2 protein-coding genes are annotated in these 1,421 nt (G+C 64.9%); one reads left to right on the forward strand and one right to left on the reverse strand.

The genetic code is table 11. From position 1 onward, the window contains the following. Positions 1 to 340, reverse strand: a 340-nt coding sequence (locus EOA22_RS33485) for a cobalamin biosynthesis protein (RefSeq protein WP_164756180.1), incomplete at its 3' end; no start/stop codon positions are given. Here EOA22_RS33485 and cobD point away from each other — a divergent pair. Beyond that, a complete protein-coding gene (gene cobD / locus EOA22_RS33490) occupies positions 339 to 1,415 on the forward strand; it encodes a threonine-phosphate decarboxylase CobD (protein ID WP_127390608.1) in 1,077 nt (358 codons plus the stop codon). The two genes, EOA22_RS33485 and cobD, sit on opposite strands and share 2 nt — an antisense overlap. Positions 1,416 to 1,421: the final 6 nt, after the last annotated feature.

The raw sequence follows: 1,421 nt of genomic DNA on the forward strand, positions 1-1,421 counted from the left end.
GGGGCTCACCCACCGCCTCGACATGCTCATAGAGGCTCTTCTGCGACAGAAGCGACGTTGCCAGAAGGGCCGTGATGACGAGGCCCATGGGAACGAACCAGAACAGGATCTGCACGCCCAGGCCAATTATCGCCGGCACCAGCACGATGACCAGCAGCGCCTGGACACCGCGCTTGCGACGCAGCGCGTCGGGATCAGTGGCGCGGTTGAGCCTGCGGTCGAGAAAGGATATCAGCCTGCCGAACCACGTCACCGGATGGCCGATGGCGCGAAACAGCCAGTCGGGGTAACCGAGGGCGAATTCGACGACCAATGACAGGAAAGCGATCAGGACTGACATGAAGCTTCTTAATGGGGCGGTTGTGGACCATGGTGGAAGTCTTGGCCGCGCGAGGGTGCTTTTCCCCAACGCCCTGCTGCCTTTCGTCGACCTCTCGACCGGTATCAATCCGCACTCCTACCCGCTTTTCGACCTGCCCGCCACCTCGCTGTCGCGGTTGCCGGAAGCCGCGCGCACACGCGACCTGACAGAGATCGCGGCCAGTACTTACGGCGCGCCGTCGCCAGCCAACGTCGTGGCGGCGCCGGGCACGCAGATCCTGTTGCCGCGCGTTGCGTCGCTCATTTCGCCCGGCAAGGCGTTGGTGCTGGGTCCGACCTACGCCGAACATGCCCGCGCTGCCGCGATCGCCGGGCACCAGGTGGCGGAGGTCGATAATTTCGAAGCGTTGGCGGACGCCGACCTCGTCATCATCGTCAATCCGAACAATCCGGATGGACGTGTCATAGAGCGCGACCGGTTGCTGGCTCTGGCCGCCGGATTGCGCGCCAAGGGCGGACTGCTGGTCGTCGACGAGGCGTTCATGGATGTCGGCCCGCGTCAGCACAGCGTCGCGGGCGATGTCGGTCGGGGCGGCCTCGTCGTGCTGCGCTCGTTCGGCAAGTTCTTTGGCCTGGCCGGGCTGCGGCTCGGCTTTGCACTTTCCGATACTGCGACGGTCGACCGGCTGGATACGCAGTTCGGACCATGGGCCGTCGCCGGCCCGGCGCTGGAATATGGCATCCGCGCGCTTGCCGACATCGGGTGGCAGGACGTGATGCGGGCGTCGTTGGCCGGTGAATCGGCGCGTCTCGATGCGCTTTTCAGCCGCTTCGGCGTTCCTGTTGCGGGCGGAACCACACTGTATCGTTTCCTCAGTCTGACCAATGCCGCCGATTTGTTTGCAGCGCTCGGCGAGCGCGGCATCCTGCTTCGCCATTTTGCCGACCGGCCTGACGTTCTGCGCGCCGGCCTGCCGGGGAGTGAGGAGGAATGGCAGCGGCTCGAATCCGCACTTGCCGCATGGGCGGCGCGGCGCAAGCATCTATCGAAGGGCTCAACACCATGCTCCGTGTCTGCTCGCTTGCAAAGATAGAGGAAA

This window comes from Mesorhizobium sp. M7A.F.Ca.US.014.04.1.1 (assembly GCF_003998745.1).
Lineage (GTDB): Bacteria > Pseudomonadota > Alphaproteobacteria > Rhizobiales > Rhizobiaceae > Mesorhizobium > Mesorhizobium ciceri.